Origin of the sequence: Rugamonas brunnea, assembly GCF_014042345.1 — a bacterium.
Taxonomy (GTDB): domain Bacteria; phylum Pseudomonadota; class Gammaproteobacteria; order Burkholderiales; family Burkholderiaceae_D; genus Rugamonas; species Rugamonas brunnea.
On record NZ_JACEZT010000012.1, the window covers coordinates 94,240 to 119,416 of the forward strand.

At 68.5% G+C, this 25,177-nt stretch carries 23 protein-coding genes; 13 read left to right on the forward strand and 10 right to left on the reverse strand.

Going from position 1 to position 25,177, the window contains the following annotated elements; all coding sequences use genetic code 11:
- The first annotated feature begins 185 nt into the window (after positions 1-185).
- Positions 186-1,778 (forward strand): sensor histidine kinase, encoded by a 1,593-nt coding sequence (locus H3H37_RS17945; RefSeq protein WP_182164990.1) that lies wholly within the window; start codon positions 186-188, stop codon positions 1,776-1,778.
- A gap of 83 nt (positions 1,779-1,861) precedes the next feature.
- The gene (locus H3H37_RS17950; protein WP_182164992.1) at positions 1,862-2,032 is read left to right on the forward strand and encodes a hypothetical protein; all 171 of its coding nucleotides are present in this window, start codon (positions 1,862-1,864) and stop codon (positions 2,030-2,032) included.
- Positions 2,033-2,100: 68 nt separating this feature from the next.
- Here H3H37_RS17950 and H3H37_RS17955 read toward each other — a convergent pair whose 3' ends face one another.
- Positions 2,101-2,481 (reverse strand): hypothetical protein, encoded by a 381-nt coding sequence (locus H3H37_RS17955; protein WP_182164994.1) that lies wholly within the window; start codon positions 2,479-2,481, stop codon positions 2,101-2,103.
- A gap of 206 nt (positions 2,482-2,687) precedes the next feature.
- On the opposite strand from H3H37_RS17955, the gene H3H37_RS17960 reads away from it, so the two are divergent.
- Complete coding sequence (locus H3H37_RS17960; RefSeq protein WP_182164996.1) at positions 2,688-3,017, forward strand: thioredoxin family protein; 330 nt, start codon at positions 2,688-2,690, stop codon at positions 3,015-3,017.
- A 160-nt stretch (positions 3,018-3,177) separates the two neighbouring features.
- Entirely contained in the window at positions 3,178-3,840 is a 663-nt protein-coding gene (locus H3H37_RS17965) for a hypothetical protein (RefSeq protein ID WP_182164998.1), read from the forward strand.
- Between the two features lie 27 nt (positions 3,841-3,867).
- Here H3H37_RS17965 and H3H37_RS17970 read toward each other — a convergent pair whose 3' ends face one another.
- The 5 genes from H3H37_RS17970 to H3H37_RS17990 are packed head-to-tail and all read right to left on the reverse strand — an operon-like array spanning position 3,868 to position 8,469.
- Positions 3,868-4,779 (reverse strand): dihydrodipicolinate synthase family protein, encoded by a 912-nt coding sequence (locus H3H37_RS17970; RefSeq protein WP_182165000.1) that lies wholly within the window; start codon positions 4,777-4,779, stop codon positions 3,868-3,870.
- A gap of 37 nt (positions 4,780-4,816) precedes the next feature.
- Positions 4,817-6,082 carry an NAD(P)/FAD-dependent oxidoreductase gene (locus H3H37_RS17975; protein ID WP_182165002.1) on the reverse strand — a complete coding sequence of 422 codons (1,266 nt, stop codon included), beginning with the start codon at positions 6,080-6,082 and terminating at the stop codon, positions 4,817-4,819.
- A complete protein-coding gene (locus H3H37_RS17980) occupies positions 6,079-6,408 on the reverse strand; it encodes a (2Fe-2S)-binding protein (RefSeq protein WP_182165004.1) in 330 nt (109 codons plus the stop codon). Before H3H37_RS17980 ends, H3H37_RS17975 begins: the two co-directional genes overlap by 4 nt.
- Positions 6,401-7,534, reverse strand: a complete 1,134-nt coding sequence (locus H3H37_RS17985; RefSeq protein WP_182165006.1) for an NAD(P)/FAD-dependent oxidoreductase — start codon at positions 7,532-7,534, stop codon at positions 6,401-6,403. The genes H3H37_RS17980 and H3H37_RS17985 overlap by 8 nt, the downstream gene beginning before the upstream one ends.
- Positions 7,534-8,469: a 4-hydroxyproline epimerase gene (locus H3H37_RS17990; RefSeq protein WP_182165008.1), complete on the reverse strand. Its 936-nt coding sequence runs from the start codon at positions 8,467-8,469 to the stop codon at positions 7,534-7,536. The genes H3H37_RS17985 and H3H37_RS17990 overlap by 1 nt, the downstream gene beginning before the upstream one ends.
- Before the next feature lie 188 nt (positions 8,470-8,657).
- On the opposite strand from H3H37_RS17990, the gene H3H37_RS17995 reads away from it, so the two are divergent.
- Positions 8,658-9,440 carry an AraC family transcriptional regulator gene (locus H3H37_RS17995; RefSeq protein WP_182165010.1) on the forward strand — a complete coding sequence of 261 codons (783 nt, stop codon included), beginning with the start codon at positions 8,658-8,660 and terminating at the stop codon, positions 9,438-9,440.
- A gap of 110 nt (positions 9,441-9,550) precedes the next feature.
- On the opposite strand, the gene H3H37_RS18000 is transcribed toward H3H37_RS17995, so the two are convergent.
- Positions 9,551-10,264, reverse strand: coding sequence for a FadR/GntR family transcriptional regulator (locus H3H37_RS18000; RefSeq protein WP_182165012.1), 714 nt, complete (start codon positions 10,262-10,264; stop codon positions 9,551-9,553).
- A gap of 121 nt (positions 10,265-10,385) precedes the next feature.
- Between H3H37_RS18000 and H3H37_RS18005 the strand changes: the two genes are divergently transcribed.
- From H3H37_RS18005 to H3H37_RS18020, 4 genes are all read left to right on the forward strand, one after another.
- The gene (locus H3H37_RS18005; protein WP_182165014.1) at positions 10,386-11,195 is read left to right on the forward strand and encodes a (Fe-S)-binding protein; all 810 of its coding nucleotides are present in this window, start codon (positions 10,386-10,388) and stop codon (positions 11,193-11,195) included.
- A gap of 10 nt (positions 11,196-11,205) precedes the next feature.
- On the forward strand, positions 11,206-11,904 hold the full coding sequence (locus H3H37_RS18010; protein ID WP_182165016.1) for a LutC/YkgG family protein: 699 nt from the start codon (positions 11,206-11,208) through the stop codon (positions 11,902-11,904).
- Positions 11,905-11,910: 6 nt separating this feature from the next.
- Positions 11,911-13,359 (forward strand): LutB/LldF family L-lactate oxidation iron-sulfur protein, encoded by a 1,449-nt coding sequence (locus tag H3H37_RS18015; protein ID WP_182165018.1) that lies wholly within the window; start codon positions 11,911-11,913, stop codon positions 13,357-13,359.
- Positions 13,360-13,475: 116 nt separating this feature from the next.
- The gene (locus H3H37_RS18020; RefSeq protein WP_182165020.1) at positions 13,476-15,176 is read left to right on the forward strand and encodes a lactate permease LctP family transporter; all 1,701 of its coding nucleotides are present in this window, start codon (positions 13,476-13,478) and stop codon (positions 15,174-15,176) included.
- Between the two features lie 50 nt (positions 15,177-15,226).
- On the opposite strand, the gene H3H37_RS18025 is transcribed toward H3H37_RS18020, so the two are convergent.
- From H3H37_RS18025 to H3H37_RS18035, 3 genes are all read right to left on the reverse strand, one after another.
- On the reverse strand, positions 15,227-17,626 hold the full coding sequence (locus H3H37_RS18025) for a sulfatase family protein (RefSeq protein WP_182165022.1): 2,400 nt from the start codon (positions 17,624-17,626) through the stop codon (positions 15,227-15,229).
- A gap of 83 nt (positions 17,627-17,709) precedes the next feature.
- On the reverse strand, positions 17,710-18,756 hold the full coding sequence (locus H3H37_RS18030; RefSeq protein ID WP_182165024.1) for a helix-turn-helix domain-containing protein: 1,047 nt from the start codon (positions 18,754-18,756) through the stop codon (positions 17,710-17,712).
- A gap of 45 nt (positions 18,757-18,801) precedes the next feature.
- Positions 18,802-19,638, reverse strand: coding sequence for an SDR family NAD(P)-dependent oxidoreductase (locus H3H37_RS18035; RefSeq protein WP_182165026.1), 837 nt, complete (start codon positions 19,636-19,638; stop codon positions 18,802-18,804).
- A gap of 328 nt (positions 19,639-19,966) precedes the next feature.
- Here H3H37_RS18035 and H3H37_RS18040 point away from each other — a divergent pair, with 328 nt between their 5' ends.
- The 4 genes from H3H37_RS18040 to H3H37_RS18055 all read left to right on the forward strand — a co-directional run bounded on the left by H3H37_RS18040 (position 19,967) and on the right by H3H37_RS18055 (position 25,177).
- Entirely contained in the window at positions 19,967-20,749 is a 783-nt protein-coding gene (locus H3H37_RS18040; protein ID WP_182165028.1) for a substrate-binding periplasmic protein, read from the forward strand.
- A gap of 149 nt (positions 20,750-20,898) precedes the next feature.
- The gene (locus tag H3H37_RS18045; protein WP_182165030.1) at positions 20,899-21,948 is read left to right on the forward strand and encodes a helix-turn-helix domain-containing protein; all 1,050 of its coding nucleotides are present in this window, start codon (positions 20,899-20,901) and stop codon (positions 21,946-21,948) included.
- Positions 21,949-21,965: 17 nt separating this feature from the next.
- Positions 21,966-23,492, forward strand: coding sequence for a sigma-54 interaction domain-containing protein (locus H3H37_RS18050; protein WP_182165032.1), 1,527 nt, complete (start codon positions 21,966-21,968; stop codon positions 23,490-23,492).
- A 299-nt stretch (positions 23,493-23,791) separates the two neighbouring features.
- On the forward strand, positions 23,792-25,177 hold the full coding sequence (locus H3H37_RS18055) for a GntP family permease (RefSeq protein WP_182165034.1): 1,386 nt from the start codon (positions 23,792-23,794) through the stop codon (positions 25,175-25,177).

Sequence of the window (25,177 nt, forward strand, 5' to 3'; positions counted from 1 at the left end):
ACGCGAAAACCGGGGTAAAACGGTGCAAAACGAGGCAAAAACGGAACCAAACGGGGGGCTGGACGGGACCGGCGCCGGGCAGTTCTTGCCAAGACGCATGTCATACCGTACATTGGGGCGTTGCCGTCAAATCCAGTTTCCGGTTCCGTTCCGCGCGGAGCCCGGTGTTCCGGGGAGGTGTGTAGATGTTTGGTATCCAAGGTCGGCTGACGGCGCTGTTCGTGGTCATCGTCACGCTGGTGCTGGCGATTTCCGGCACCTATGCCCAATACAGCCTTGGTCATGAACTGGAAGTGAGCAACCAGCGCCTGCGTCAGGGCGTGCTGACGCGCTTGCAGACCAGCCTGCCATCGGCGCTGTGGGACCTGGACAAGGCCAAGGTCGACAACATCGTGGCGGCTGAGATGCTGCCGCCGGAACTGGTGGCGATCCGCGTCTACGACACCTCGGTCGGCCTGTTCTCGGGCAAGCTGCGCAACGACGGCGGCGGTGTGGTTTCGATCGAAAACGACGCGCCCGTTGGCGGCGCACCCGTGGTGGCCGACCTGGCCTACCGCGATTCGGGCGCGGCCGGCGCTTCGCTCAAGCCCGTCATCGTGGGGCGGGTGGTGGTCAACTTCAGCCGGGCCCAGATCGACGCCACGCTGGCGGCCGAAGTGCGGCGCAAGGTGACGGAAGTGCTGCTGCTGGACCTGATCCTGGTGGCGGCGCTGGCGCTGTCGCTGCGCATCGTGTTCGAACCGCTCAAGCAGCTGCGCGACGGTCTGTTCGACCTGGCCACGCGCGGCAGCGACGAGGTGGAGGAACTGGCCGACAACCGCCACGACGAACTGGGTGAAGTGATCCGTGGCTTCAACGCCATCCAGCGCCGCGTGAAATCCATTATCGCCCGCATCCGCGAGGCCGAGGACGAGGCCCGCAAGTCGGCGCAGGAAACGGCACGGGCGCTCGACGACCTGCGGCGCACCCAGGAATCGCTGCTGCAGGCCGAGCGGCTGGCGTCGCTGGGCGGCCTGGTGGCCGGCGTCGCGCACGAGATCAACACGCCGGTCGGCATCGCGCTCACCAGCGCCTCGGTGCTGCTGGAGGCCACCGAGAAGGTGCACCAGGCCATCGAGGGCGGCAACATCAAGAAGTCCGACATCATGCGCTACGTGGAGACGGCCGGCGAGAGCACGCGCCTGATCATGAACAACGCCTACCGCGCCGCGCACCTGATCCACAGCTTCAAGCAGATCGCGGTGGACCAGGTGAGCGAGGCGCGGCGCCGCTTCGAGCTGCGCGACTACATCACGGAAGTGGTGGCCAGCCTGCAGCCCAAGCTCAAGAAGACCCACATCCACGTCACCATCGCCTGTCCGCCCGACATTGTGCTCGACAGTTATCCGGGCGCGCTGGCCCAGGTCATCACCAACCTCACGCTCAACTGTGTGGAGCATGCCTTCGAGCCGGATGCCGAAGGCACCATCGCCATCAACGTGGTGCAGGACGGGGAATGGATCGAGATGCAGGTGGTCGACAACGGCAAGGGCATCGCGCCGGACATGATCGACAAGGTGTTCGACCCCTTCGTCACCACGCGGCGCGGGCAGGGCGGCACGGGGCTGGGCCTGAACATCGTGTTCAACCTGATCGCCAAGCAGTTCGGCGGCAACATCACGGTCAGCAGCACGCTGGGCCACGGCGCCAGCTTCGTGCTGCGCATCCCGATGGTCACGCCGGTGGACGAGGCCCATCCGGCCGCGCCGGCCCATCCGGACGGCCAGTTGCACGCTTGACCGGACGGTGGCGGCGGCCATTGCGCGCGCCTGCGGGCACACGCTAGAATGGCCTCCCTCAACCACCTGGCCTGGCCCGCTCCATGAACAAAGACCTGATCAAAGGCATCCTGATCCTCGTTGGCGTCGTGCTGGCGCTGGCCATCTTCGCCACGGCCGCCACGGAAGACGGCGTCCAGAAGCTCAGCTGCATGGGCCGGGCCATCTGGCATGGCGTCTCGCTGACCAACATCCACTCCGTCTGCGGCCTCTAGCAACCGGCGGCTTCGCCCGCCCAAAAAAAATCCCGCGCGAGGCGGGATGCGATGTGCTGGCTGGGTTCTCAGTCAGAGAATTTGTCGTACTTTTCCTGGCGGGTCGAACTCAGTCCGAGCAGGATCACGCCGGCCAGCAGCATCAGGAACTGCGCGGGCTCGGGGACGGGGGCGGCGTCGGTGGCCGGGGTGTGCACCGAGGCGGGCGTGGGGGCGTAGTCGTCCAGCGCCTGCAGGTCGTCGCCGGGCTGCTGGAACGCGGCATCGGGCGCGTCGCCGGGATGGCTGGCCGCCGGCGACAGGCTGCTGACGCGGCATGGCACGGTCGTCAGGGCAGCCACGTGGCATTGTGGGGGGGCGATCGTCACCACCGGCACGGCGGCCGCCTGTGCGGCGCCGCCAGCGCCAGTCAGCAACGTGGCGAGCAGGATGGGCAGGTGGATCTTCATGTTAACTCCTGATTGCGGGGCCAGCTCCGCATGGCTTGCATGGCCCGCTGCAAATGTGAAACGCAAATGTGCTTTTCTGTTTACTATTAAAGCACAAGCAGTTTCAGAATAACACTGAAAATTGCAAAAAAACACCATATATTTTTTCTATGCAACAGTGTCCACCCTGCGGCGATGGCTATGCAGGGGCGGAGCGAGGGGGAAGAATGGAAACACTGTATCGGACGGATGCGCCCACGCGGGCCGAAATCGACGCGCTGCCAGGGGCGGTATTGCTTGAATTTGGCGCCAACTGGTGCGGTCACTGCATGGCGGCACAGCCGCCACTGGCGGAAGCGTTTGCCGGCCATGGCGCGGTGACGCATATCAAGGTCGAGGATGGACCGGGCCGGCCGCTGGGCCGCTCGTTCCGGGTCAAGCTGTGGCCCACCCTGATCTTCCTGCGCGACGGCCAGGAGGTGGAGCGGCTGGTGCGGCCGCTGGCGGCCGCGCCGATCGCGGACGCGCTGGCCCGCATCGAGGCGCCGCCGCCATGAAGTTGTAAGCGAACGTAACGGCGGCCATGCCGGACGGCCGGCGCCGCCGCGTGCGTTACATGCAACACAGTGCGTTACAAATCAGTCCGTTGCCACCCAACGGAAATGGGAAACTGCGCCGTTAATCACACTACACCACCCATTTTGCGAGGAGAACGGCATGGCAATCGATAGCGTAAGCGGCAGTGTGGCGGCCAGCTACACCCAATTTTCCAGCACCGGCGCCGTGGCGCCGCGTGGCCAGGACAGCGACGGCGATAACGACGGCAGCACCGGCAGGAGCCGTGGTGTGGGCGGCGGCGTGGGCGGCGGCCGCATCGCCAACGCGATCGCGCAGGCGCTGTCGCAACTGGGCGGCACTTCGTCCACCAGCGGCACGAGCGCCACGGATGCGACGGGAACCACCAGCGCCGCCGGGACCGCCGGCTCCAGCAGCGACATCAAGCAGGCCGAGTCGGCATTCGCCCAAAGCCTGTTCGCGGCTTTGCACGCGCAATCGGCCGGCACGGGCAACGCACCGGGCACCGGGCAAGGCGGGGAACATCACCACCACGGCGGCGGTGGCGGCCGGCTGGCGGCCGGCCTGCAAAGCCTCGCGCAGCAGCTGTCGTCCTCCACGTCCTCCTCGTCCACCCCGGGCACGTCCGGCAGTGGCGGCTCGCAGGCGCTGAGCGACCTGCAGACCAGTTTCGACAACCTGCTCGCCGCCAACGGCCAGTCCGGCTCCGGCTCCGGCGCAACGCTGTCGCAATTCCTGCAGTCGCTGTCGCAGAATTTGCAGGGGGCGGCCAGTTCCGGCAACGTCGTCAGCACCAAGGCCTGAGAACGGTAACGGCGCCGGCCCATCCGGTCAGAACAGGGCGCTGACGTCGGGCCGGTTGGCCAGCGCGCGTTGCACGATGGCCGTCACGCGCTCGCGTTCGGCCCCTTGCAGCGGCTGGCGCGGGCGGCGCACGTTCTCGTTGCCCACGCCGGCCAGCGTCTCCACCAGCTTGAGGTTCTGCACCAGCTTGTTCGACACGTCCAGGTGCATCAGCGGCATGAACCACTGGTACAGGGTCAGCGCCTCATCCCAGCGCTTGGCCTTCATCAGCTTGTACAGGGCCACCGTCTCTTTCGGGAACGCCACCACCAGGCCGGCCAGCAGGCCGTCCGCACCCACCGCCAGGCCCTCGAACGACAGGTCGTCCACACCCATGAACAACTGGTAGCGGTGGCCGACGGCGTTGCGCAGGTCGGTGATGCGGCGCACGTTGTCGGTCGATTCCTTGATCGCCACGATCCATTCGCAGTCGGCCAGTTCCTTGAAGTCGTCCGGCGTCAGGTCCACCTTGTACGACACGGGATTGTTGTAGACCATGATGGGTAGCTGGGCCGCCTGGGAGATGGTGCGCAGGTTGTCGCGCGCCTCGCGCGCGTCGGCCGCGTACAGCACGGACGGCATCACCATCAGTCCCTGCACGCCCAGCGCATGCGCCTGTTCTGCGAAGCGGCAGGCCGTCAGCGTGCGCGTTTCGCTCACGTTGACCAGTACCGGTACGCGACCGTCGGCCACCCGCAGCGCGGTGCGGGTTACGTCCAGCTTTTCCTCGAACGACAGCGTGCTGGCCTCGCCCAGCGAGCCGCAGGTAAGCAGGGCGTTCACGCCGCTGTCGATCTGGAACGCGAAGTGGCGCTCCATTGCGGCGTGGTCCAGGTCCTCGTTCGGTTTGAACTTGGTGGTGACGGCGGGGAATACCCCTTCCCATTTTGCTGCGGCCATGCTGATCTCCTTGGTTAAAAACGGACGACGTGTCCCTTTATTCTTCGATGAAGCTGCTGATCCGGGCCGGCGACAAGGGCACGCGTACCGCGTCCGGCCGCCAGCCATACAGCAGGCCCGTGGCGCCGCCGCACACGCGGCCCTGGCACGGGCCCATGCCGCAGCGCGTATGCAGCTTGGCGCTGCGCCAGCTGGTGTGTGGTCTCAATTCGCCGTGCCGCACGTCTTCGCAGCGGCACACGACGGTGTCGTCGTCGGCCAGCCGGGCCAGCTCGGGACGTGGCGCGAAGGCGCGCGCCAGGCGCGCGGCGAATTTGCGCCAGCGGGCCCGTTCGGCGAACAGCGCCGGCGCCTCGCGCGTGTGGCCGGCGGCGGCCAGGCCGGCGATGCGGCCTTCGGCCAGCGCCAGGTCCACGCCGCCCACGCCCGTGCCTTCGCCGGCGCACAGCACATCCGGCACGCTGGTGCGCTGCCACGGGTCCACTTGCACGGTGGGCGGTTCCATGCCCTGGCCATCCACGGCGCAGCCCAGGGCCAGCGCCAGTTCCACGTTGGGCAGCAGTCCGTAGCCGCAGGCCAGCAAGTCGCAGTCCCATTGTTCGGTGCGGCCGCCGCGCTGCAACCGGACCGATTGCAGCGTGTCGCCGCCGTGCGCGGACAGCACGTAGCTGTCGCGCAGATAGGGCACATCGCGCAACCGGCAAGCCAGTTGCAGCGCCTGTGTGACCTTGGACGGCGTGGCCAGCAGGCCCAGCGCGAACCGGGCCAGGCGTGGCCACGCCGCTTGTTCGATGATGGCGGCAATCTGCGCGCCTTGTTGTTGCAGCGTGGCGGCGGAAGCCAGCAGCAGCGGGCCGGAGCCGGCCACGATTACGCGCTTGCCGGCCACCGGATAGCCGCCCTTGGCCAGCGCCTGCAAGCCGCCCGCACCCGTCACGCCCGGCAGGGTCCAGCCGGGGAAGGGCAGCAGCAGTTCGCGCGCGCCGGTGGCGATGACCAGTTTTTCGTAGCGTAGTTCGATGGCGCCGGCGGGCGTTTGCGCCAGCAGCAGCTTGCCGTCCAGCGGACAGACCACGCGGCACTGGTGCAGCAAGGTGACATTGGGGGCGTTGGCCAGCGTATGCCACAGGTCGCGCGCGCGTGCGTCCGCCTGCTGCGCGGGGCCGCCGCGCCAGATCTGTCCGCCCGCCTGCGGGTTATCGTCCACCACGCCCACGCTGATGCCGTGGGCCGCTGCCGCGTGCGCCGCCGCCAGGCCGGCCGGGCCGGCGCCGATCACCAACACGTCGAAGGCGCGCTTCATGGTTGCACTCCGTCGCGCGCGGTGCGCACCTGCATGCCGGGCGCGCACGGGGTCTGGCATGACAGCTGGTGCGGACGGCCGTCTATCGTCACCCGGCATTCCTGGCAGATGCCCATGCCGCACAGGGGCGCGCGCGCCATGCCGCTGACGGAGCGGCGCGTGACCATGCTGCCGGCCATGGCCACCGCAGCCGCCACGCTGGTGCCGGGCGCCACGCTGACGGGCTGGCCGTCGATGGTGAGCGTGATGGCGCCGCCGCTGGCACTGGCGCTGGCGCCATTGTCGGTGCTGGCGCCATTGTGGGGGCGGGAGCTGGCGTCATGCATGGGCGCGGGCGGGCCGCTTGAAGCGGCTGGGCAGGTAGGGTTGGCAGGGAATGGCGCTGCGCGCGCCGGTGATCTGGTCGGCCAGCAGTTGCGCCGTGGCCAGCGAGGTGGTGATGCCCAGCCCTTCGTGGCCGGTGGCCAGCCACAGGCCGCGCCGCGCTTCGTCAGGCCCGATCAGGGGTAAGCCGTCGCTGCTGGCGGCGCGCAGGCCGGTCCAGCAGCGCAGCAGATTCAGTTGGGCCAGCCCGGGGGTAAAGCTGGCGGCATGGCGCAGCATACGCCGCATCATGCGTGGTTCCACGGCCAGGTCGATGGTGTCGAACTGGCGCGAGGAGCCGATCAGGATTTGTCCTGTTGGACGGGGTTGCAGGTTGAACGCCACCGATTCGCCGCTGGCGGCGTGGGCGCTCTTGATATAGCCGAGTTCCACCAGCTGGTGGCGGATGAAGCCGGGGTAGCGGTCGGTCACGGCCACATGGCCTTTCTTGGGCTGCACCGGCAGTTCCGGCAGCAGCGTGGTGGAGCGCGATCCGGCCGCCAGCACCACGATGTCGGCCTGGTGGCGGCTGCCATCGGCCAGCAGCACGCCGTTGTCCTCGATGCGCACCACGGCGCCGGCCACCAGCGTTGCGCCATTGGCGCGGGCGCGGTCGAGCAGGATGCGGGCGCTCTTGGGCGGATAGACCAGGCCATCGCCGGCCACCAGCAGGCCGCCGGCCAGGCCGGGGCGCAGTTCGGGTTCGCGGGCGTAGAGGGCGGCCGGGTCCAGCAGGTCGCAGGCCACGCCATGGCTGGCCAGCGTGTGCGCCTTGGCGCGCGCGGCGGCCAGTTCCTCCTCGTCGGCCGCGATCCAGATGGTGCCGCAGTTGCTGTATTCGTGGCGTTGCGGCTGGCCGGCGGCCAGTTCCTTCCACAGCGCCAGCGACCATGCCGTGAGCGCCAGTTCGGCCTCGTTGTCGTCCATGACCACCAGGTGGCCCATGCCGGCGGCGGTGGCGCCGCTGCCGATGGCGTCCTGCTCGATCACCGTCACGCGCAGGCCACGGGCGGCCAGCGCGTCGGCGCAGGCCGCGCCGACGATGCCGGCGCCGATCACGATGGCCGTTGCGCAGGACGGGGTGGACATCAGCGGATGCCCCACACCAGCGGATCGCTGGGATCGAGGATCAGGGTGGACTGGGCGTTGACCCAGGCCTGGCCCCGGATGCTGGGCAGCACGCGGCCATCCGCCGAGCGGCGATAGCTGCCTTCGAACACGCTGCCGACGATGCTCTCCTGGCGCCACAGCGCGCCTTCGGCCAGCTTGCCATCGGCCGCCAGGCAGGCCAGCTTGGCGCTGGTGCCGGTGCCGCAGGGCGAGCGGTCGTAGGCCTTGCCGGGGCAGAGCACAAAGTTCTGGCTGTCGGCGCCGGCGCGCGATGGCGCGAACAGTTCGATGTGGTCGATCTCGGCGCCGTCGTCGCCCGTCACGCCGGCTTGCGCCAGCGCGGCGCGCACGGCCACGGTGTAGGCCGTCAACTGGTCCACGTTGTCCACGCGCAGTGACTGGCCGTGGTCGGCCACCAGGAAGAACCAGTTGCCGCCCCAGGCCACGTCGCCCGTCACGGGGCCGTGACCGGGCACTTCGACCGTCACGGCGTGGCGGCTGCGGTAGGCCGGCACGTTGTCGACGGTGACGCTGCCGTCTTCATGCAACTGCGCCTCCACCACGCCGACGGGCGTGTCGATGCGGTGGCGGCCGGCGCCGATGCGGCCCATGTAGGCCAGCGATGCCACCAGCCCGATGGTGCCGTGGCCGCACATGCCGAGGTAGCCGACATTGTTGAAGAAGATGACGCCCGCCGCACAATCGGGGGCGTGCGGCGCGCACAGCAGCGCGCCCACCAGCACGTCCGAGCCGCGCGGTTCGCAGACGACGGCGGAACGGAAGTTGTCGTGCTCGCGGCGCAGGATGGCGAGCCGCTCGCTGAGCGGGCCGCCGCCCAGTTCGGGGCCGCCGGCCGTCACCAGCCGGGTCGGTTCGCCGCCCGTGTGGGAATCGATGATGGAGATGGTTTTCATGGACAGAATCTTATGCCCGGGGCGCGCGCCTGTCTTGCACAAGCTGCGCATCGGAGATGACGAAATCTGCACAATTATCCGGCCGGCGCCGGGCGTGCGCCTGTGCGACAATCGGGGCTGGGCCGCATGGGGAGCGGCGGGGGAAGCAGTGCAGGAAGCGATATGGGCAGCGGCGCGGGAGGCGGTGGATGAACGGAGTACAGGGAGCGCAGGCGGGAGTAGTCGCGCACGGCGCGGACGATGGCATGCGGGCAGCGCTGGGCGCGCGCATCGCCGACGTGTTCTTCGCCGAACCGCTGTTCGATGCGCTGCCGGACGTGGTGTTCTTCGTCAAGGACGCGGCGGGCCGCTACGTGGTGGTCAACCAGACGCTGGTCCAGCGCTGCGGCGTGAAGCACAAGGCGGCGCTGATCGGACGCACCCCGGCCGAGGTGTTCGCCCATCCGTTCGGCCAGACCTACCTGGCCCAGGACTTGGCGGTGCTGGCCGGCGGCGGCCAGATCGAGGACCAGCTGGAGCTGCACCTGTACCCCACGCGCGATCCCGGCTGGTGCCTGACCCGCAAGACGGCGCTGCGTGACGCAGACGGCGCCATCGTCGGCCTGACGGGGGTGTCACGCGACTTGGCCATGGCCGACCAGAAGAATCCCGCCTACGGCAAGGTGGCCGAGGCCGTGCGCCTGATCCACGAGCATTACGACCAGCCGCTGCACCTGCCGGCGCTGGCGCGCACGGCCCACATGTCGGTGGCCCAGATCGAACGTTATTTTTTACGCATCTTCCACCTGACGCCGCGCCAGATGATCATCAAGACCCGGCTCGACGCCGCCTCGCGCCTGCTGGCCGGTCCGGACAGCGTGGCCGACATCGCCCAGGCCTGCGGCTACGGCGACCACAGCGCCTTTACGCGCCAGTTCAAGGCCACGGTGGGCGTCACCCCCAGCCAGTACCGGCACATGCTGCGGGCCTGAGCCGGACCCACGCCGCATCAAATCCGGCGTAAAAAATTTTGTTGTAACGGCGCGTCAGCGGCCGCCGCCCCAGCCGCCTCGCGGGCCGCTGGTCCGACCAATTTCGCCCCTCAGATCGCCCCCTGCGCCACGTGCACGCGCACAAAGTCGATATGGGTCTGCATGGCCGTGCGGGCTTCCTCCGGCTGGCTGGCGCAGATGGCCAGGCACACGCTGCGGTGCTGTTGCAGCAGCTGGTCCGAGGTGGCCGGGCTGATCTCGCGCAGGCCCGTGCCGTTGAGCGTGATGTGCTCGCGCAGCATGCTGATGATGCTGGTGTGCAAATGCAGGAACATGGAGTTGTGCGAGGCCAGCGCGATCTGCTCGTGCAGTTGCGCGTCCACGGCCGCCTCGGCCACCTTGTCGTCCACGGCGCGGGCCTGCTCCAGCTGCGCCATCAGCTCGGCGATGCGGGCCCGCTCCTCCGGGTCGGCCCGCAGGGCGGCGAAATAGGCGGTGGCGCCCTCCAGCACCCGGCGAAATTCCAGGATGTCGTCGCGCACGGCCGGATGGTCGGCCACCAGCTGACCCCACGGCGAGGACGACATGCCCGTGCGCAGCTGGTCCGTCACATAGACCCCGGCCCCGGGCCGGCTGCGCACCAGCCCCCGCGCGCTCAGGCGCTGGATGGCTTCCCGTATCGTGTTGCGCGACACGTCGTAGCGCTCTGCCAGCACGCGCTCGGCCGGCAGGCGCGCGTTGGCCGGCAGGCTGCCGTCGAGCAGCGCCTGTTCCAGCTTGCGCAGCACCGTTTCCACCCGTCCGCCGGTTTGCTTTTCCCGCATGTTTGCCTCCTCTGCACGTAAAACAGGCACTGGCCCAACCAATTTGTGCGACCCCGCCGTCGCTGGGATTATGGGCGCTATAAAACCAAACCGCAAACCGCGCCGCCAACGAGGAGACATCATGAAGGACCGCGACTACCCCGCCAAACCGGAGCAGGTGTACCTGTTCGGCACCTGCGTGATCGACCTGTTCATGCCCGAAGCCGGGCTCGATGCGGTGCGCCTCCTTGAACGCGAAGGTTTGACCGTCCACTTCCCCCGTGGCCAGAGCTGCTGCGGCCAGCCCGCCTACAGCAGCGGCAACCCGGAACAGGCGCGCGCCGTGGCGCTGGCCCAGCTCGACCTGTTCGCCCAGCCCTGGCCCGTGATCGTGCCGTCCGGTTCCTGCGCCGGCATGATGCGCCACCACTGGCCGGCCCTGTTCGAGGACGACCCGGTGGCCCACGCCAAGGCGCTGGACCTGTCCAACCGCGTCTACGAACTGACCGAATTCCTGCTGCTGGTGCTGAAGCTGTCCATTCCGGACCAGGCCCCGGCAGGCCAGGCGCCGGAGCGCGTGGTGCTCCATACCTCCTGCGGCGCGCGCCGCGAGATGGGCACCCGCGCCCACGGCGTGGCCATGGTGGACGCGCTGCCCGGCGTGACCCGCGCCGAACATGAACACGAGTCGGAGTGCTGCGGTTTCGGCGGCACCTTCTCGCTCAAGCATCCCGACATTTCCGGCGCCATGGTGCGCGACAAGGTGGCAGCCGCCTGCGCCACCGGCTGCGACCGGCTGGTGTCGGCCGACTGCGGCTGCCTGCTCAACATCGGCCACGCCGCCCGCCATATGGACGCGCCGCTGCCGGTCGAACACCTGGCCAGCTTCCTGTGGCGCCGCACCGGCGGCGACCAGGCGGCGACGTCGGAACCGACGCAGAAACAATCCTGAGGAGTCCCCCATGAGCACCATGAACGCCCGCGAACTGATGCTGGGCCGCCTGCGGGCGGCCGCTCCCGCCACCGCGCAGCTGCACGCCGACGAACTCGATCAACGCATCCGCGCCCATTATGAACAGCGCCGCGCCGGACAAACCCAGGCCGAACGCGTGGCCGCCATGCAGGCCGCGATGACGGCGTCCCACGCCGACGTGTGGTGCGCCACCAGCGCCGAATGGCCGGCCCAACTGGCCAGCCGCCTGGCCACCCAGGGCGTGCGGCGGTTGCTGCTGGACCCGGCCGCCGCCGAAGGCGCGGCCTTGAAGCGATCCTTGCCGGCCGCCGTGGAGGCGCTGCCGTTCGCGCGCCCGCTGGAAGCGTGGAAGGCCGAGTTGTTCGACAGCGTGGACGCCGGTTTCACCGTGGCCCGCTCCGGCATCGCCGCCACCGGCACGCTGGTGCTGGCGCCGGACGCCGGCACGCCGCGCACCGTGTCGCTGGTGCCGCCGCTGCACGTGGCGCTGGTGTATGCGGACACGCTGCACGTGGACCTGCAGGCGGCAGCCCAGGCCGAGCGCTGGGGCGACGGCATGCCCACCAACGTGGTGCTGGCCTCCGGCCCGTCCAAGACTTCCGACATCCAGCAGACGCTGGCCTACGGCGCCCACGGTCCGCGCTGGATGTGGGTCATCATCGTCACCGACCGCCCCGCGCAGGAGTAAAAAGCCATGAGCACCACCGCCCCACTGCAATTCATGCCGTCGGCCGACTTCCGCGCCCGCGCGCGCGCCGCGCTGGACGACCCCAAGCTGCGCAAGAGCTTCCGCGGCGCCATGGACTTCCTGCAGACCAAGCGCAGCGTCCAGTTCCCCGACGGCGACGAGCTGGAGCACCTGCGCGACCTGGGCGAGGCGATCCGCCAGCACGCGCTGGCCAGGCTGCCTGACCTGCTGGTGCAGCTGGAGGATAAATTGACGGCGGCCGGCGTGCAGGTGCACTGGGCCGCCACGGCCGACGAGGCCAACGCCATCATCCACCGCATCGCCCAGTCGCACCAGGCAAAGCGCGTCATCAAGGGCAAGTCGATGGCGAGCGAGGAGATCGAGCTCAATCACTACCTCGAAGAGCGGGGCGTGAACTGCCTGGAGTCGGACATGGGCGAATACATCGTCCAGCTGGCCGGCGAGAAGCCGTCCCACATCGTCATGCCGGCCGTGCACAAGACCAAGGCCGATATCGCCACCCTGTTCGAGCAGCACATCCCCGGCACGCCGTACACCGAGGACGTGGACCAGTTGATCCAGACCGGCCGGCGCGCCATGCGCCAGGCCTTCGTGGAGGCCGACATCGGCCTGTCCGGCGTGAACTTCGCGGCGGCCGACACGGGCACCCTGTGGCTGGTGGAGAACGAGGGCAACGGCCGCCTGAGCACCACGGTGCCGGACGTGCACATCGCCATCATGGGCATGGAAAAAGTGGTGGCCAAGCTGGAGCACATCGTGCCGCTGGCCAGCCTGCTCACGCGCTCGGCCACGGGCCAGGCCATCACCACCTACTTCAACTTGATTTCCGGCCCGCGCCGGCCCGGCGAAATGGACGGCCCGCGCGCCGTGCACCTGGTCCTGCTCGACAACGGCCGCACCCAGGCTTACGCGGACGAACAACTGCGCGCCACCCTGCAATGCATCCGCTGCGGCGCCTGCATGAACCACTGCCCCGTGTATGCGCGCGTGGGCGGCCACGCCTACGGCACCACCTATCCGGGCCCGATCGGCAAGATCATCTCGCCCCACCTGCTGGGCCTGGAGGCGACGGCCGACCTGGCCACGGCGTCCAGCCTGTGCGGCGCCTGCGGCGAAGTGTGCCCGGTGCGCATCCCCATTCCGCAGCTGCTGATCCGGCTGCGCACGGAAGCGAACCGCGATCCGGCACAGCAGGTGGACAACCCGCTGCGCGGCCAGGGCGCCCAGTACAGCCGCACCGACAAGATGGTGTGGCGCTTCTGGAGCGGCGCTTACGCCAGCCCCACGGCCTACCGCGCCTTCCGCTGGGCCGCCACGCGCTTGCGGGCGTTCACGCCGGCGCAGCAGATGGGCTGGACCCAGCACCGCGCCCCGCTCAAGCCGGCCCCGCGCAGCCTGGCCGATTTGTTGAAGGCGAAGGGCCAGCCGGAGTAGGGCAGAACAGAGCAGGGCAGGGCAGCAAGGGCCGGCATGCAAAGGCATGAAACGGCCGGCCACCAGCGCAGCACCCATAAAAAGATTTTAACGAGTACCACCTTGGAGGAGTCACCATGCAAGCCTGGAATCAGATCTACACGCCGCTAGGCAGCTTGGGCCTGTCGGCCCTGGTCGCCGCGGTCCCCATCATTTTCTTCTTTGTCGCGCTGGCTGTTCTGCGCATCAAGGGCCATATCGCGGCCGCCGTCACGCTGTTGCTGGCGCTGGCCGTCGCCATTTTCGCCTACGGTATGCCGGTGCAGCAGGCACTGGCCGCCGCCGGCTTCGGCTTCGCCTACGGCCTGTGGCCGGTGGCGTGGATCATCATCACGGCCGTGTTCCTTTACAAGATCGTCGACAAGACGGGCCAGCTCGACATCATCCGCGCCTCGGTGCTGTCCATCACGGACGACCAGCGCCTGCAGATGCTGCTGATCGGCTTCGCCTTCGGCGCCTTCCTGGAAGGGGCGGCCGGCTTCGGCGCGCCGGTGGCCATCACGGCCGCGCTGCTGGTGGGCCTGGGCTTCAACCCGCTGTACGCGGCCGGCATGTGCCTGATCGCCAACACGGCGCCGGTGGCCTTCGGCGCCATGGGTATCCCCATCATCGTGGCCGGCCAGGTGACGGGCATCGACCCGATGCTGATCGGCGCCATGGCCGGCCGCCAGCTGCCGCTGCTGTCGCTGCTGGTGCCATTCTGGCTGGTGTTCATGATGGACGGCGTGCGCGGCATCCGCGAAGTGTGGCCGGCCGCGCTGGTCACGGGCGGCAGCTTCGCCTTCACCCAGTACTTCACCTCCAACTTCATCGGCCCTGAACTGCCCGATATCACCTCGGCCCTGGTGTGCCTGATTTCGCTGACCGTGTTCCTGAAAGTATGGCAGCCAGCCAGCGCCAAGGCCACCGTGCGCGTGGGCGGCGGCGCCGCCGCGATGACCGGCTTTGGTGGCGTGGCCACGGGCGGCGTCAAACAGACCAGCCGTACCGCCTCGCCATACACCATGGGCCAGACCGTGCGTGCCTGGGCCCCGTTCCTGATCCTGACGGCCATCGTGACCGTGTGGAGCCTGCCGCAGTTCAAGGCCATGTTCGGCCCCAAGGGCGCGCTGGCGTCCACCATCATCAAGGTCCACGTGCCATTCCTGGACCAGCTGGTGATCAAGACCACGCCTATCGTGACGGCGCCCAAGGCGTATGAAGCGCTGTTCAAGCTGGACCTGTTGTCGGCCGTGGGCACGGCCATCCTGCTGACGGCCATCATCTCGGCCGTGCTGCTGCGCATGAAGCCGCGCGACGCCGTCGCCGCCTTCGGCCAGACGGTGCTGGAACTGCGCCGCCCCATCCTGTCGATCGGCCTGGTGCTGGCGTTCGCCTTCGTGGCCAACTACTCGGGCATGTCGTCCACGCTGGCCCTGGTGCTGGCCGGCACGGGCGCCGCGTTCCCGTTCTTCTCGCCGTTCCTGGGCTGGCTGGGTGTGTTCCTGACCGGTTCGGACACGTCGTCCAACGCCCTGTTCTGCTCCCTGCAGAACACGACGGCGCACCAGATCGGCGTGTCGGATACGCTGCTGGTGTCGGCCAATACGACCGGTGGTGTGACGGGCAAGATGATTTCGCCGCAGTCGATCGCGGTGGCGTGCGCGGCGACGGGCCTGGTGGGCAAGGAGTCGGAACTGTTCCGCTTCACGCTCAAGCATAGCCTGTTGTTCGCGACGGTGGTGGGGGTGATCACCACGCTGCAAGCCTATGTGCTGGCAGGGATGATCCCCCACTAGGAAGCAACTTCCTCGGCGGGCCGGGATCGCCGGCCCGCTATATTACCGGTTCATGGCCGATATTCGATGTGCACGTCGTTGATTGTGCCTTTGAAGGTGAACGGCGCCTGCTCGAAGTAGTCGAGCGAGACGGGCGAGCCCCGGTCGGTGCCCACGTCCAGCGTCTCCGCGGCGCTGAAGGCGAGGGCCGCCGTGTAGGGCGCCGTGCCCGTGGCCACCTTTTCGCCATTGACCGACAGCGTCAGGTCGGCCGGGCCGCCGCGGCGCCACGACGTCATCTTCGTGTCGACCGTGATCACGGTATGGCCGGCCGCCAGCTTGCCCGGTGTGCGCAGCTTGGTGCGGGCCAGGTTGAAGCTGTTGTATTCATAGGTCAGCACCCCCTCCTTCATGTACAGCGACAGGCCGCCGCCGGCGCCGCCGAGCGCGTACAGCACGCCGTTGGCGTTCTCCGGCAAGTCCACGTCCACCGTCACGCGGTTGTTGTGGGACTTGATGTTGGGCGCGGCGAATTCCGGAATCCGGGTCGAGGCCTGGTTCAGGTGCCACTGGGCCGTGTTGTCGTATTTGCGGGGCCGCACGATCATGTCGAAGCTGGCGCCGATCGGATACACCTTGTTGGCCCTGGCGTCCTCGTCGAACTTGCGCTTGAGTTCCGCCAGCTTCTCCGGGTACTGGGCTGCCAGGTCGTGCGCTTCGCTGTAATCCTCGTTCAGGTTGAACAGGCCCCACTGGTCATCCTCAGGCTTCCATTTGAGCCAGCCGAAGTGGTCGCCCAGCCAGCTGGTGTTGGTGATGATCGACAGCTTGCCGGCCAGCGACACGAGGAAACTCTGGTCGGCCACCCACGGCTTGCGCGGGCCCATGGCGGAGGCCATCCAGCCGGCGGAATATTCGCCGCGGCTGCCCATCACCTCGAAATACTGTTGGCGCTTGTGCTCGGGCGCCTTGGCGTTGTCGAAGGTGTCGGCCAGGCTGATACCGTCCAGCGCCTCTTGCTTCTGGCCATTGAGTTCGGCCGGCGGCGTGATGCCGGCCACGTCGTAGATGGTGGGCGCGATGTCGTCCACGTGCAGGAATTGGCTGCGCAGCGCCGTGTCGGGCTTGATGCGGGCCGGCCACGAGACGGCCATCGGGGTGCGCGTGCCGCCCAGGTAGCCGGCCACCAGCTTGGTGCCGACGAACGGGCTTTCGCCGGCCCAGGCCCAGGCGGCGTGGTAGTGGCCTTCGATCTTCGGCCCGCCCAGCGCGGCCAGGCCGCCGTAGTTGTCGTTCAGGGCCTGCATCTGCTGCTGCGGCGTGGTGATGATGCCGTTCAGGCCCGTGAGCGAGGCGATCGAGCCCTGCATGCCTTCGGACGAGGCGCCGTTGTCGGAGAAGATGTAGAAGATCAGGGTGTTCTCGCGCAGGCCCAGGCGCTCCAGTTCATCGACGATCTTGCCGGCCTGCGTGTCCGTGTGCTCCAGGTAGCCCGCGTACACTTCCATCAGGCGCGCCTGGAATTTCTGCTCCTCCGCGCTCAGGCTGTCCCAGGCCGGCATCTCGGCCGGGCGCGGGGTGTTGACCGTGTTGGCCGGGATCCAGCCGATCGCCTTCTGGCGTTCGAACGCGCGAGCCCGGTAGGCGTCCCAGCCGCTGTCGAACTTACCCTTGTACTTGTCGCTCCATTGCTGGAACACCTGGTGCGGTGCGTGCACGGCGCCCGGCGTCCAGTACAGGAAGAAGGGCTGGTCCGGGTGGCTGGCGTGCTGCTGGTCGATCCACTCGACCGCCTTGCGCGCGATGTCCTCCGTGAAGTGGTACTTGGGATCGTGCGGCGACTCGACCAGCGTGGTGTCGTTCACCAGGTTGGGGCTGTACTGGTCCGATTCGCCGGCCAGGAAGCCGTAGAAGTGGTCGAAGCCATAGCCGGTCGGCCAGTGCTTGAACGGACCCTGTGCGCCCGCCTCGTGGGCCGGCGTGTTGTGCCATTTGCCGAAGGCGGCGCTGGCGTAGTGGTGCGCGCGCAGCACTTGCGGGATGGTGGCCGTGGTGGCCGGGATGATGCCGGTGTAGCCGTCGCTGTCGGTGGCCGCCTCGGTGATGGTGCCGCTGCCCACGTGGTGGTGGTTGCGGCCCGTGAGCAGGGCGGCGCGGGTGGCCGAGCTGATGGCCGTGGTGTGGAAGGCGTTGTATTCGATGCCGGTGCGGGCGATGCGGCTCAGGGTGGGCGTGTGGATCTCGCCGCCCACCGTGTCGGCCTGGGCGAAGCCGGCATCGTCGAGCATGATGACGACGATGTTGGGCGGCTGGGCCGGCCGCGCCGTGGCCGGGCGCGGCGCGCTGGCGCCGGCCCCGGTGTGCGCGGGCGCGGCCGCTTGCTGGGCGTGCGCCGGCAGCAGGCCGCCCAGGGCCATCAGGCCCAGCGACAGCGAGGTGCGGGTGGGAAGCGGGGACGGCGGAATTCTCATGTAAAGCTCCAAAGGCATGGCGGTTGGGGTGTTACTGGCGATTGCGCGATTGCGGGCGGATGCTGGCGATGCGGGCCGGCGCGTCAGCCGCCCAGCGCCTGCGCCGCGCCCGTGGTCGTGGCGCAGCGGCGGTAGGCGCTGGGCGGCACGCCGTTCAGGCGCTTGAAGCTGCGGCTGAAATTGGCCACGTCCGAATAACCGAGCTGGTAGGCGATCTCGGACACGGCGTACTTGCCGCAATCGAGCAGGCGCTTGGCCCGCTCGTTGCGGGTGCGGGTGGCCAGCTCGCGGTAGCTGGCCCCTTCCTGTTCCAGGTAGCGGTCCAGGGTGCGGGCCGACACGTTGAGCTGGCGCGCCATGTCGTCCAGCGTGGGCTGGCAGTCGTGGGCTTCGCGCAGCATCATTTCGATCCAGCCCCGGTATTCGCCCGGCGTGCGGCACTCCTGGATCATCTGCTTGCAGCGCGCCTCGGCCTGGCGGAACGCGCGCTGGTCGTGCATGGGCAGGGGCTGGTCCAGGATATCGGTGGGCATGAGGATGCGCACGGTGGGCACGCCTTCCTCGTGGAAGTGGAGCCGGGCCGGCTGCAGGCCGCGGTAGCGCTGCACGTGCTCCGGTTCGGCCATGGCGAGGTGGATGTCGTAGGGGCCGATGCGGCCCTGGCATAGCGCCATCAGCTGCACGTGGGCCGACACGGCAAGCATCTCCAGGTAGAAGTTGACGGTGCCGCGCGCCAGCGCCGTCACGGGCTGGAACAGCACTTCGGCCACGTGCTCGCGGCGCTGGTAGCGCAGCGTGAACAGCGGCATGATCAGGCGGTAGTAGCGCGCCGCGAAGTGCAGCGCCTGGTCGATGGTGGCGCTGCTGATCAGGCCATAACCCACCACGTCGTGCGAATTGAGCTTGATCTGGCGCCCCAGTTCGAAACCGAGGTCGCCCCGCCCCGTCAGGCGCGCCACCTCCGTCAGGAGGGTGTCGATCTGGCCGCGCGTGAGCTTGGCCTGCAGGTCGTTGAGGGAGCGGATCTGGGCCGCGCTGAGCGCGTCGCGGCAGGGTGTGCCATGCGCCTCCAGGTAGTCGATGAGCTGGGCGAAATAGCGGGCCGGTACGAAGTGTTCTGCGTTATGCATGGAACCTCCTGGAGACGCGTGCGTTTGCATGGATTATGGCACTCCTTACAGCCAGCCCATCTTTTTCGAATCGATCAGGATCAGTTTCATCAGCACCGTGCGCGAGAGGCGGCGCAGGTGGTAGATCAGGCGCGCGTACGGGCCGGGCAGGGCCATGCTTTTCCCGCGCCGCACGGCGTCGATGATGGCGTCGGCCACCACGTCCGGCGGCGCGCCCTTGTCGCGGTAGTACTGGCCGAGGCGCTCGACCTGGCCGGCGCTGATGACGCGCGCCACGTTCCCGCCCTGCATGGCGGCGATCGGCGTGTTGATCACGCCGGGGCAGATCACGGAAAAGCCCACCTGGGATGCCGCGTGCTCCAGCGCCAGGCTGTCCGACAGCCCCAGCACGGCGTGCTTGGAGGCGGCGTAGGCGCTCATGTTGCAGGCCGGCGCCAGCGCGGCGGCCGAGGCCACGTTGACCACGTGGCGCGGGCCGCTCGCGCCCAGCATGGCCGGCAGGAAGAAGTGGCAGCCGTGCACCACGCCCATCAGGTTCACCTGCACCACCTTGTGCCACCAGTCGAGCGGGGTGTGCACGAACGGGCCCAGGTAGGCGATGCCGGCGTTGTTGACCAATACGTCGAGCGGCCCCACGGCCGCATGCACGTCAGCCGCGAAGCGGGCCATGGCGCTGGCGTCCGTCACGTCGACGACGAAAGTGCGGCAGCACGCGCCCAGCGCCCGCACCTGCTGCGCGGTGGTCTCCAGCGCGGTGGCGTTGATGTCCGACAGCAGCAGGCTGGCGCCGTGCCGCGCGAAAGCCAGCGCCGTCGCCTGGCCGATGCCGGTGGCGGCGCCCGTTACCAGCACGTGTTTGTTGTTCAGATCAGGGATGGCCATGCTCACCTCGTGGTTGGATGGGGCGATTATGTGGCGTGCCGTGCGGAAATACTTGTGATTTCCAGCCATGTCGCCAGGCCGGGCATTACTTGAGCACGCAAGTATCGCTGGCTGCCGATAGGCGCAAAAGCACAAGTCGCCGGTGCGGTCGCGCGCTAGCATCGGTGGTGGACCGGGGCCGCTTTTATTGTCCGCGAGCGCAAGATTGGCGCGTATTTGCTTGCGTCCGGCGCAGTTGTCAACGCTATAATCGGCCGATGGCATCGCCGCCGGCGCTCCCCGCGTCGTACCGGTCCGATTGAATGTAGCGCAGTGCGAGAGTGTGGTCATGGCCCGTTTCACCAGTCCTGTCATCCGTCGTCTGGCCAGTTGGCTGGCCGTTCCCTGGCTGTTGTCGGCCCACCTGGCCGGCGCCGCGCCCATTGAACTGATGGTGGAGGATGCCGCCGCGCCCTGGTCCAACAGCGACGGCACCGGCTACGCCAACGACGTGGTGCTGGCCGCCTATGCCGCCGCCCACGCCGAGGTGAAGTTGACGGTGGTGCCCTACGCGCGCTGCAAGACCTATGTGATGGCGGGGGCGGTGGCCGGCTGCTTCAGCATGTCCGACGCGCCCGAGCTGCACGGCAAGGTGCGCTTCGCGGACGTGCCCTTGTTCCTCGCCTATCCGCGCTTTTTCCAGAACACGGCCCATCCCGTCAACGCGCGCGGGCTGGTCGACCTGGCGCCCGGCACCCGGGTGGCCATCGTCAACGGCTACGAATATCCGCCCGAGGTGATGCGGCTGGAGCAGCGCGGCGTGCGGCTGCTGGCGGCCCGTTCGGAGGTGGTCAACCTGAAGAAGCTGGCGGCCGGACGGGTGGACCTGGTGCTGGCCATGATGGACGACCTCAAGACCGATCAGGTGCTGCTGTACGAGGCGCAGGTGGAGGGCGTGGCGTTCGCGTTCCAGGCCGCGCCGCAGGGCTCCTACCTGGGCTTCTCACTGACCCACCCGGACGGCGAGCGGGCCCGCGCGCTGTTCAACAGCGGCTACGCCGCCATCGTGGCCAACGGCGTCAAGCGCACCATCGACCGCAAGTGGAATTTGCCCGCCGCCGCGTCCCGGTAGGCGGGAGTGGGACGCACGGCAGGCGGGCAGCGGCGCGGCGAGGCAGGGCGGGGCAGGGCGAGGCAGGGCGGGGCGCGGGCGCGGGCGGGTTGCCGGGGCCGGCGCGATCCGGTCTATACTTGTGATTTTCAGCCACGCGCATTCCCGCCATGCCGTTGTACGAACCCATCCTGCCGTCGCGCTACCTGACGCTGTTGCTGCCGCTGCTCGCGGCGCCCGAGCGCGCGTGGCTGGATGCGCGGCTGGCCGAACTGGGACTGACCGTGGCCATGCTGGCCGAGCCGGGCAACCGGGTCACCATGGCCGCTTTCGAGCGCATGCTGGCCGGGCTGTCGCAACGCACCGGGCGCAGCGACCTCGGTTTCGCGCTGGGCCTGGCCATGCGGCCGGAGGACCATGGCCCGCTGGTGCCGCTGATGCGCCGCTGCACCACGCTGGAGCAGGTGTTCCGGGTGGTGATGCGCTACTTCCGCCTGATGTCGCCGATTTTCTCCATCAGCTACCAGCGTTACGCGGACCGCGGTGAACTGGTCTACCGTCCCGCCGCGCCGATGGCCGCCGACATCATGGTGATGATGATGGAGGTGTACGTGGTCTCCGTCCACCCCTACCTGCGCGCCACGCTGGGCCAGCGTTTGCCGCCGTACGACGTGTATATGTCGATCGCCGCGCCGGCCCATGTGCGGCGCTACGCGGAACTGAAGCCGGCCCGTTTCCACTTCAGCGATGGCAGCCTGCCGCAGGCGCGGGTGGTGCTGCCGAACGCTACCCTCAATCTGCCGCTGCGCTGGCAGGAGGCGCCGGGCGCCATGCAGGACGTGCCCGACCTGGACACCCTGCTGGCCGACATCGGCCGCGCCGGCGGTTGCAGCGGCTGGATGCGGTTGATGCTCGAAGCGGCCGAGGGTTACCAGCCCACCATCGCCGATTTCGCGGCCCTGCTCAACGTCAGCGCGCGCACGCTGGCGCGCACGCTGGAGCAGGAGGGCACGTCGCTGCGCGCGCTGGCCAAGCAGGTGCGCCACGAGCGCGCGTGCGCGCTGCTGCGCGACCCGCTGCAACCGGTGTCGCAGATCGCCTACCGCCTCGGCTACAGCGACGTGGCCAATTTCAGCCACGCCTTCAAGGCCGAAGCGGGCTGCAGTCCGCGCGCCTGGCGCCAGGGCCTGGCGCCATCCCCGGCCACCGAACCAAGTTAGCACGAGCACCGTTCCCCATGCCCATCCAGCCCCAGCCCGTTTACCACACCCCGGCGTCGTCCGCCGCCGTGCGCCAGCACGCGATGCGGGCCCTGTTCGACCAGTTCGACAGCCTGTACGAGGGTGCCATCGCCGTCGACTGCCAGGGCCGCATCAGCTGGATCGACGACAAGTACATGTCGATGCTGGGCCTGCGCGACCCGCAGCAGGTGCTGGGGCGCGACATCGAGCAGGTCATCCCCAACAGCCTGCTGCGCGAAGTGATCCGCACGGCCCAGCCCATCCTGCTCGACATCATGGAGTTCGGCCAGCAATCGTTCGTCGTCACCCGCCTGCCGTTGCGCGACGCGGACGGCGAGGTGGTGGGCGCCGTCGGCTTCGTGCTGTACGAGCGGCTGGCCCACCTCAAGCCGCTGGTGGCCAAGTTCGCCACCTTGCAGCAGGAGCTGGACGCGGCCCGGCGCGGCCTGGCCGAGCACCGGCGCGCCAAGTACACGCTGGACCAGTTCGTGGGCGAGGCGCCGGCCACGGTGGAGATCAAGCGTCAGGCCCGGCGCGCCGCGCAGCAGGACGTGAGCGTGCTGCTGCTGGGCGAAACGGGCACCGGCAAGGAAATCCTGGCCAACGCCATCCACGCCATGTCGGCCCGCGCCGGCGCGCCGTTCATCGGCGTGAACATGGCGGCCGTGCCGGAGTCGCTGCTGGAGGCGGAATTTTTCGGCGTCGCGCCGGGCGCCTACACGGGCGCCGACAAGAAGGCGCGCGAGGGCAAATTCAAGCTGGCCGATGGCGGCACCTTGTTCCTCGACGAGATCGGCGACATGCCGCTGCCGGTGCAGGGCAAGCTGCTGCGCGTGCTGCAGGAGCAGGAGATCGAGTTGCTCGGCTCGAACAAGGTGCTCAAGATCGACGTGCGCGTGATCGCCGCCACCAGCGTGGACTTGCCGGCCCTGGTGGCGCAGGGCCGCTTCCGCTCCGACCTGTACTACCGCCTCAACGTGCTGCCGATCCAGTTGCCGCCGCTGCGCGCGCGCCTGGCCGACCTGGCGTCCCTGTGCGACGCGCTGCTGCAGCAGATCTTCGAGCGCAACGGCATGCGGCGCCGTTCCGTCACACCGGCCGCCTGCGCGCTGCTGGCGCGCTACCCGTGGCCGGGCAATGTGCGCGAGCTGCGCAACGTGCTGGAACGGGCCTGCATCCTGAGCGACCGGGTGCGGCTGGATGTGGAGGATTTCGCCGCCATGCTGCCGGTGGAAGCGGGCGCCGAGGTGGGGGCCGAAGCGGCCGCCGGGGCGGACGTGGGTGTCGATGCTGCGGCGCGCGCCGTGGCCGGGCACCATGGCGCGCCCGGCGCGTCGCCAGCGGCGCCCGTCGTGCGCCCCTATGCCGAGGCGCTGGCCGATTTCGACCGCACCGTCGTCGAGAACGCGCTGGCCGCCGCCGGTGGCAACGTGCCGGCCGCCGCCAAATTGCTGGGCCTGTCGCGCGCGGCCATGTACAAGCGGGTGGCGGCGCTGGCCCGGGGCGGACGACAACCCGGCTAAGTCTCGTCAACAAGACGCGAGTCTCGCCAGCGAGACTCGCGGGTTTGTGCGCCGCACAAGACCCATGCCACTGCCTCCGACAGTGATTTAGTCTCGTCAACGAGACAAAATTGCCATGAATGTCACCTCTGCGGCATCTTTTCCTCCCCGTCGCGACAACTTTCACTTTTGAAACAAGCACTTGGCGTGCTTGGCACGATCGTTGCAATCGTCCGCTGCACGCATGCCCGACCGCAGCGGCCAGCAGAGCCGTCGGCGGCATGACCCGACCTACGAATCACCTGTACTGGAGACTACCCTTGAGCTTCATCATCGTCCTGGCCGCCCTGGCCCTGCTGATGCTGGTCGCCTATCGCGGCTACAGCGTCATCCTGTTCGCACCCGTGTGCGCCCTGCTGGCCGTGCTGTTCACGGACCCGTCTTACGTGCTGCCCATGTTCAGCGGCATCTTCATGGAGAAGATGGTCGGCTTCGTCAAGCTGTACTTCCCCGTGTTTATGCTGGGCGCCGTGTTCGGCAAGCTGATTGAATTGTCCGGCTATTCGCAAGCCATTGTGTCGGCCGTGATCCGCGTGCTGGGACGCGAGCGCGCCATGCTGTCCATCGTCATGGTGTGCGCCATCCTCACCTACGGCGGCGTGTCGTTGTTCGTGGTGGTGTTCGCCGTCTACCCGTTCGCGGCCGAGATGTTCCGCCAGAGCGACATCCCCAAGCGCCTGATCCCCGGCACCATCGCCTTGGGCGCGTTCACCTTCACCATGGATTCGCTGCCGGGCAGCCCGCAAATCCAGAACATCATCCCCACCACCTTCTTCAAGACCGACACCTGGGCCGCTCCGTGGCTGGGCGTGATCGGCTCCGTGTTCATCCTGATCGTGGGCCTGAGCTATTTGTCGTGGCGCCGCCGCCAGGCCCTCGCCGCCGGCGAAGGCTATGGCAGCGGTCACCACAATGAACCGGCCACGGTGGCGCTGGACCGTCTGCCCCATCCGCTGCTGGCGCTGTTGCCGCTGGTGCTGGTGGGCGTGCTCAATAAATACTTCACGCTGGCCATCCCCAAGGTGTTCGGCGCCAGCTTCACGGCCAACCTGCCCGGCCATCCGCTGGTGGTGGACGTGAGTAAACTGGTCGCCATCTGGGCCGTGGAAGGCGCGCTGCTGGCCGGCATCCTGGTGGTGCTGGCGTTCGCGTGGAAGCGCGTGATCGCCCACCTGGCCGACGGCTCGCGCGCTGCCATTAGCGGCGCGCTGCTGGCGTCGATGAACACCGCGTCCGAGTACGGTTTCGGCGGGGTGATCGCGGCGCTGCCGGGCTTCCTCGTGGTGTCGGACGCGCTCAAGAGCGTGCCCAATCCGCTGATCAACGAAGCCGTCACCGTCACCGCGCTGGCCGGCATCACCGGTTCCGCGTCGGGCGGCATGAGCATCGCGCTGGCCGCCATGGCCGACAGTTTCATCCAGGCCGCGCAAGCCGCCCACATTCCGATGGAAGTGCTGCACCGCGTGGCGTCCATGGCCAGCGGCGGCATGGACACCTTGCCCCACAACGGCGCCGTGATTACGCTGCTGGCCGTGACCGGCCTCACGCACCGCGTGTCCTACCGCGACATCTTCGCCATCACCATGATCAAGACGGCCGCCGTGTTCGTCGTGATCGCCGCCTTCCTGCTCACCGGAGTTTACTGA

What these genes read in the sequence shown, in the direction of transcription:
- H3H37_RS17945 (WP_182164990.1), top strand. Translation starts at nt 186, where the DNA reads ATGTTTGGTATCCAAGGTCGGCTGACGGCGCTGTTCGTGGTCATCGTC.
- H3H37_RS17950 (WP_182164992.1), top strand. Translation starts at nt 1,862, where the DNA reads ATGAACAAAGACCTGATCAAAGGCATCCTGATCCTCGTTGGCGTCGTG.
- H3H37_RS17955 (WP_182164994.1), bottom strand. Translation starts at nt 2,481, where the DNA reads ATGAAGATCCACCTGCCCATCCTGCTCGCCACGTTGCTGACTGGCGCT.
- H3H37_RS17960 (WP_182164996.1), top strand. Translation starts at nt 2,688, where the DNA reads ATGGAAACACTGTATCGGACGGATGCGCCCACGCGGGCCGAAATCGAC.
- H3H37_RS17965 (WP_182164998.1), top strand. Translation starts at nt 3,178, where the DNA reads ATGGCAATCGATAGCGTAAGCGGCAGTGTGGCGGCCAGCTACACCCAA.
- H3H37_RS17970 (WP_182165000.1), bottom strand. Translation starts at nt 4,779, where the DNA reads ATGGCCGCAGCAAAATGGGAAGGGGTATTCCCCGCCGTCACCACCAAG.
- H3H37_RS17975 (WP_182165002.1), bottom strand. Translation starts at nt 6,082, where the DNA reads ATGAAGCGCGCCTTCGACGTGTTGGTGATCGGCGCCGGCCCGGCCGGC.
- H3H37_RS17980 (WP_182165004.1), bottom strand. Translation starts at nt 6,408, where the DNA reads ATGCATGACGCCAGCTCCCGCCCCCACAATGGCGCCAGCACCGACAAT.
- H3H37_RS17985 (WP_182165006.1), bottom strand. Translation starts at nt 7,534, where the DNA reads ATGTCCACCCCGTCCTGCGCAACGGCCATCGTGATCGGCGCCGGCATC.
- H3H37_RS17990 (WP_182165008.1), bottom strand. Translation starts at nt 8,469, where the DNA reads ATGAAAACCATCTCCATCATCGATTCCCACACGGGCGGCGAACCGACC.
- H3H37_RS17995 (WP_182165010.1), top strand. Translation starts at nt 8,658, where the DNA reads ATGAACGGAGTACAGGGAGCGCAGGCGGGAGTAGTCGCGCACGGCGCG.
- H3H37_RS18000 (WP_182165012.1), bottom strand. Translation starts at nt 10,264, where the DNA reads ATGCGGGAAAAGCAAACCGGCGGACGGGTGGAAACGGTGCTGCGCAAG.
- H3H37_RS18005 (WP_182165014.1), top strand. Translation starts at nt 10,386, where the DNA reads ATGAAGGACCGCGACTACCCCGCCAAACCGGAGCAGGTGTACCTGTTC.
- H3H37_RS18010 (WP_182165016.1), top strand. Translation starts at nt 11,206, where the DNA reads ATGAGCACCATGAACGCCCGCGAACTGATGCTGGGCCGCCTGCGGGCG.
- H3H37_RS18015 (WP_182165018.1), top strand. Translation starts at nt 11,911, where the DNA reads ATGAGCACCACCGCCCCACTGCAATTCATGCCGTCGGCCGACTTCCGC.
- H3H37_RS18020 (WP_182165020.1), top strand. Translation starts at nt 13,476, where the DNA reads ATGCAAGCCTGGAATCAGATCTACACGCCGCTAGGCAGCTTGGGCCTG.
- H3H37_RS18025 (WP_182165022.1), bottom strand. Translation starts at nt 17,626, where the DNA reads ATGAGAATTCCGCCGTCCCCGCTTCCCACCCGCACCTCGCTGTCGCTG.
- H3H37_RS18030 (WP_182165024.1), bottom strand. Translation starts at nt 18,756, where the DNA reads ATGCATAACGCAGAACACTTCGTACCGGCCCGCTATTTCGCCCAGCTC.
- H3H37_RS18035 (WP_182165026.1), bottom strand. Translation starts at nt 19,638, where the DNA reads ATGGCCATCCCTGATCTGAACAACAAACACGTGCTGGTAACGGGCGCC.
- H3H37_RS18040 (WP_182165028.1), top strand. Translation starts at nt 19,967, where the DNA reads ATGGCCCGTTTCACCAGTCCTGTCATCCGTCGTCTGGCCAGTTGGCTG.
- H3H37_RS18045 (WP_182165030.1), top strand. Translation starts at nt 20,899, where the DNA reads ATGCCGTTGTACGAACCCATCCTGCCGTCGCGCTACCTGACGCTGTTG.
- H3H37_RS18050 (WP_182165032.1), top strand. Translation starts at nt 21,966, where the DNA reads ATGCCCATCCAGCCCCAGCCCGTTTACCACACCCCGGCGTCGTCCGCC.